2 protein-coding genes, 1 tRNA gene and 1 pseudogene are annotated in these 5,061 nt (G+C 68.9%); all 4 read right to left on the bottom strand.

The features are described 5' to 3' along the window. Positions 1-416: 416 nt before the first annotated feature. Positions 417-490, bottom strand: a tRNA-Ile gene (locus tag DD1DGNOD_RS26260). Between the two features lie 80 nt (positions 491-570). Next, positions 571-948 carry a DUF3566 domain-containing protein gene (locus tag DD1DGNOD_RS30385; protein WP_241256010.1) on the bottom strand — a complete coding sequence of 126 codons (378 nt, stop codon included), beginning with the start codon at positions 946-948 and terminating at the stop codon, positions 571-573. 1,228 nt (positions 949-2,176) lie between these two features. After that, positions 2,177-4,693, bottom strand: a complete 2,517-nt coding sequence (gene gyrA, locus DD1DGNOD_RS26250; protein ID WP_131771237.1) for a DNA gyrase subunit A — start codon at positions 4,691-4,693, stop codon at positions 2,177-2,179. A gap of 112 nt (positions 4,694-4,805) precedes the next feature. After that, positions 4,806-5,061 (bottom strand): annotated as a pseudogene (locus tag DD1DGNOD_RS26245) (DNA topoisomerase IV subunit B); the annotation flags it as partial.

Here is a 5,061-nt window from a genome sequence, read left to right as displayed (position 1 = left end):
CGCGGCGCCTTCCCTGCTGACAACCTGCCCGCCGCCGCCGACTCGGGTTCGCTGGCCTGGTTCTTCGACGGCAACCGGTTCGACGACCTCTGGTTTGCCGTGACCTGGGGCGCATGACCCACCCTGACAGATCGCAGCCACAACTCAGCACCGAAACCCGGCGACCCCCACCACCCATAGAACCCACCATAGGAACGGAGGGCTCCGGGGAGCTCGGCCCCCCGGGCAGACATCGCGGTCCCCAGCGAAGCCGACCCCAGATCGGCAAGCCGGCCAAGCGAAGCTCAGCATCGGAGAGCCCCGGGGCGCCCCCCGCCATAGGACCGTGGGGGGTCCGGGGGGCTCGGCCCCCCGGGCAGACATTACGACCCCCGGCAAAGCTGAACGTAGTTCAGCGAGCAGGCGAAGCCGGCGCGTGGACCTGGGAGGACTTGAACCTCCGACCTCTTCCTTATCAGGGAAGCGCTCTAACCGACTGAGCTACAGGTCCTTGCCGGGCTCCACAGTACCGGATGCGCGGGATGTTCAGCGCGGCACCTGGCGGGAAGCCCGCCGTGGGTTCATGCGTCGCTACTGATCACCCAAGGTGACCTCGATGCCGCCGACCATCTCGGTACACAAGTTGTACAGCAACGCGCCCAGGGTCGCCAGCGCCGTCATCAGGATCACGTTGATTGCGCCGATGAGCAGCCCGATTTCCATGGCCCGCGTGAACGACAGCCAGGTGCGCACCCCGCCGTTGCTGCCGTCGGTGAGCGTGTCCGCCGCATCCACGACGCTGTCGAACACCCCGATCGAGTTCAGCACGAACCACAGCACGGCGGCGGCGATCATCAGCACGACGAACACGCACAGGGAGAACGCGAACGTCAGCTGTGCCACCGACAGCGGATTGACCCGGGTGACGCGCAGCCGGGCTCGCCGGCCCTGTCCGGGTGTGCGCACCACGGACGGTCCGGTCGCAGTTCCTGTCCTCGGCCCGGTGTCCGGGTCCTTCACGCCTCGTGCCCGTACCGGGATCTGGGACGTACCAGCTTCGACGGGAGGTTCGGTCGACCGATTCACAAGGGCTTCCCGCGTAGCTGCGGCCTTGCCCCGCGGTGTGGGGCCCTCCGGGGAGCGACGATCGGGCGGTGTGGACGCGGCTCGATCGTCACTGCGCGGATATTCACCGTCCAACCGTTTGAAGGCGTCCGTCTCCGGAGCCTGCGCCGCCCCGGCCGCCGGTCCACGTTTCGACTGTCCCACACTGCCAGCATCCCCGCCCGGCGCGCCGCGCGTGACCGGGCTGCCGGTCGCCGAACTGGCAACCGCCGGTCCACCGGTACCGGCCGAACTGCCGGATTTCTTCATGGGTCGACGCAACGAGATCGTGTCCGAATCAGACCGAGGTCTCCCGCTTGCGGACGTCGAAGTAGACGTCGATGCAGGCACTGCCCCGGCGGCATCCGTCTCGACGCCGCCGGCAGCACCACCGGCCACGGTCAGACGCGGCGCCTTCCGACCCGACGCGTTCGAGGAACGCCCGGCCGGACGCCCCGAGCCGGTGGCGGCCGATCCCGGGCTCGCACCGGCCGCCGAGGCCGAAGGCGGCGGGGCCGCAGACGTCGGGGCCGCCGAAGCGGTCGGGGCTGAGGGTGTTGAGGAGACGAAGGGCCTCGCCGGGCTCTGGCGATCGGGGGAGGCATCCGGGCCCGTGGCCGATCTGCTCCCATCCGCTCGACCAGGCGGAGCGCCCTGCGCGCCGCTGCGACGGGGGCTGGTGCCGGATGCGGCCGGGGAGGCGGAATCCGGCTTCGCGGTGGCCGCCCGGCGGGGCGGGCGCGCCGATGAGCCAGGAGGCACCCGCTGCGCAGCCCCGGCATCGTGGCTACCACGGGCCTCCCGTGGCATCCGCAGGTCCCGGATCACCGACGATGCCTTCTGCACCTGCGTCCCGTCGTCATGCGCACCGGACCCCGAACCCGGGGGCGACCCTGACTCCGGGGCTGCCGGGCCGGAACGGGCCTGGCCCGGCGCGGCACGCTGTTCGTTCCAGGGTTCCCCGACCCGTTCGGGCTGCTGCTCCGACCGTGGCAGGGAAGATCCACGGAAGACCGGTGACCGGGTGGTCCGGTCGTCATCGCTGTCGCTCACGGTCCTTCTCCCGCCTTGCCGCCCGGCCCGTCATCCGTCCTCAGGCCGGGTCTCCCCCGCCGGGGCCGGCTGTCGAACCATCGTTTGCGCTGTCTTCCGCATCGGCATTACGCGCCACTCCGACGACCTGTACGCCGGTTTCAAGATCGATGAGACGGACCCCCATGGTCTGCCGCTGGGCCCGGCGGACGTCACGCGCGACGGTCCGCAGCACACCGCCGTTGGACGTGATCGCGTAGAGCTGGTCGTCCGGACCGACCACGAGGGCGCCGACCAGGCCGCCGCGGGTAGAGACGATCTTCGCGGTGAGGACGCCCTTGCCGCCCCGGCCCTGCACCGGATACTCGCCCAGAGATGTCCGCTTGGCGTACCCGCCGCTGGTGGCGACGAGCAGGTTCGCATCCGAGTCCGGCGGGACGACCTCCATCGCGAGCAGCTCGTCGTCGGTGTCGAAACGCATCCCGATGACGCCGGAGGTGGCACGCCCCATTGGGCGCAGTTGCTCGTCGTCGGCGTGGAAGCGGATGGACTGGGCCTGCCGGCTGACCAGCAGCAGGTCGTCGCCCGCGGACACGAGCCGGGCCGCGATGAGCTCGTCGTCGTCGCGCAGGTTGATCGCGACGAGCCCGCCGGAGCGGTTCGAGTCGAACTCGGCCAGCGCGGTCTTCTTGCACAGCCCACGCCTGGTCGCGAGCACCAGGTACGGGGCCGCCTGGTAATCCTTGATCGCCATGACTTCGGCGATGCGCTCGTCCTGGCCGAACGCGAGGATGTTCGCCACGTGCTGGCCCTTGGCGGTGCGGGCCTGCTCTGGCAGCTCGTGCGCCTTGGCCCGGTACACCCGCCCCTTGTTGGTGAAGAACAACAGCCAGTGATGGGTGGTGGTGACGAAGAAGTGCTCGACTATGTCGTCCTCGCGCAGGGCCGCGCCCTGGACGCCCTTGCCACCCCGGCGCTGTGAGCGGTACAGGTCGGTCTTGGTCCGCTTGGCGTAGCCGCCGCGGGTGACGGTGACGACGACGTCCTCGCGCGCGATGAGATCCTCGACGGACATGTCGCCCTCGAACGGGATGAGCCTGGTCCGCCGCTCGTCGCCGAACCGGTCGACGATCTCGGTGAGCTCCTCGCCGATGATCTCCCGCTGGCGGGCCGGTGAGGCGAGGATCGCCTCGAGTTCGGAGATCTTCGCCCTCAGCTCGGCCGCCTCGTCGATGATCTTCTGACGCTCGAGCGCGGCAAGCCGGCGCAGCTGCATGTCCAGGATGGCGACCGCCTGGATCTCCGACAGGGAGAACCGGTCCATCAGCTGTCCGCGCGCGGCGTCCGCCGACTCGGCGTTACGGATAAGGTTGATCACTTCGTCCAGGTGATCGAGGGCGATCAGCAGGCCCTCGAGCACGTGCAGGCGCTCGCGGGCCTTGCGCAGCTGGTAGCGGGTCCGACGGACGATCACGTCCACCTGGTGGTCGACGTAGTACCGCACCATCTGGTCCAGCCGTAGGGTGCGCGGCACCCCGTCGACGATCGCCAGCATGTTCACGCCGAAGGTGTCCTGCAGCTGGGTGTGCTTGTACAGGTTGTTCAGGACGACCTTCGCGACCGCGTCCCGCTTGAGGTCGATGATCAGGCGCTGGCCGGTACGCGCGGAGGTCTCGTCCCGGATGTCGGAGATCCCGCTGATGCGGTTGTCCCGGACCAGTTCGGCGATCTTCTCCGCGAGGTTGTCGGGGTTGACCTGGTACGGCAGCTCGGTGACGACGAGCTGGGTACGACCCTTGTTCTCCTCGACCTGCACGACGGCCCGCATGCGGATGCTGCCGCGGCCGGTGCGGTAGGCGTCCTCTATGCCCTGGCGGCCGACGATGAGGCCGGAGGTGGGAAAGTCCGGCCCCTTGATCATCTCAAGCAGGGCCTCCAGCAGCTCGGAGTCGCTGGCGTCCGGATGCGCCAGGAACCACTTCACGCCGTCGGCGACCTCCCGTAGATTGTGCGGGGGGATGTTGGTGGCCATGCCGACGGCGATGCCGCCGGCACCGTTGACCAGCAGGTTCGGGAAGCGGCTGGGCAGGATCGTCGGCTCCTGCGAGCGGCCGTCGTAGTTCGGGGCGAAGTCGACCGTGTCCTGGTCGATGTCGCGCAGCATCTCCATGGCCAGCGGCGCCAGCCGTGACTCGGTGTACCGCATGGCGGCCGGCGGGTCGTTGCCCGGGGAGCCGAAGTTGCCGTTACCGTCGACCAGCGGGTAGCGCAGCGACCAGGGTTGAGCGAGGCGCACCAGGGTGTCGTAGATTGCCGAGTCGCCGTGCGGGTGGTAGTTACCCATGACGTCACCGACGACGCGCGAACACTTGAAGTAACCGCGGTCCGGACGGTAACCACCGTCGTACATTGCGTACAGGACGCGGCGGTGCACCGGCTTGAGGCCGTCACGGACCTCCGGCAGCGCCCGGCCGACGATGACCGACATGGCGTAGTCGAGGTAGGACCGCTGCATCTCGACTTCGATGCCGATGGGCTCGACCCGGTCGCCGGGCGGCGGGGGTAGTACGTCGGTCACGCGGGTCCTTCCATACAGGGATGGTGAGGGTGGTCAGCCGTGTGCGGTACAAACTGTCCGGAACCGGATATCCCGATCCGAGTCCATCGGGTGATCAGATGTCATCGGGTGATCAGATGTCGAGGAAACGGACGTCCTTGGCATTGCGCTGGATGAAGGAGCGCCGGGCGTCGACGTCCTCGCCCATCAGGACGGAGAACAACTCGTCCGCCACGGCGGCGTCGTCCAGGGTCACCTGCAGCAGGATGCGGCGGTCGGGGTCCATGGTGGTGTCCCACAGTTCGGTGGCGTTCATCTCGCCGAGACCCTTGAAGCGCTGGATCGCGTCCCTGGGCAGTTTGCGCCCGGCCTCGATGCCGTGTTCGATC

The organism is Candidatus Protofrankia californiensis (assembly GCF_900634765.1).
GTDB classification, from domain to species: Bacteria; Actinomycetota; Actinomycetes; order Frankiales; family Frankiaceae; genus Protofrankia; species Protofrankia californiensis.
Note: the sequence above shows the minus strand (reverse complement) of the source record. Positions and strands in the feature narration are given on the sequence as shown.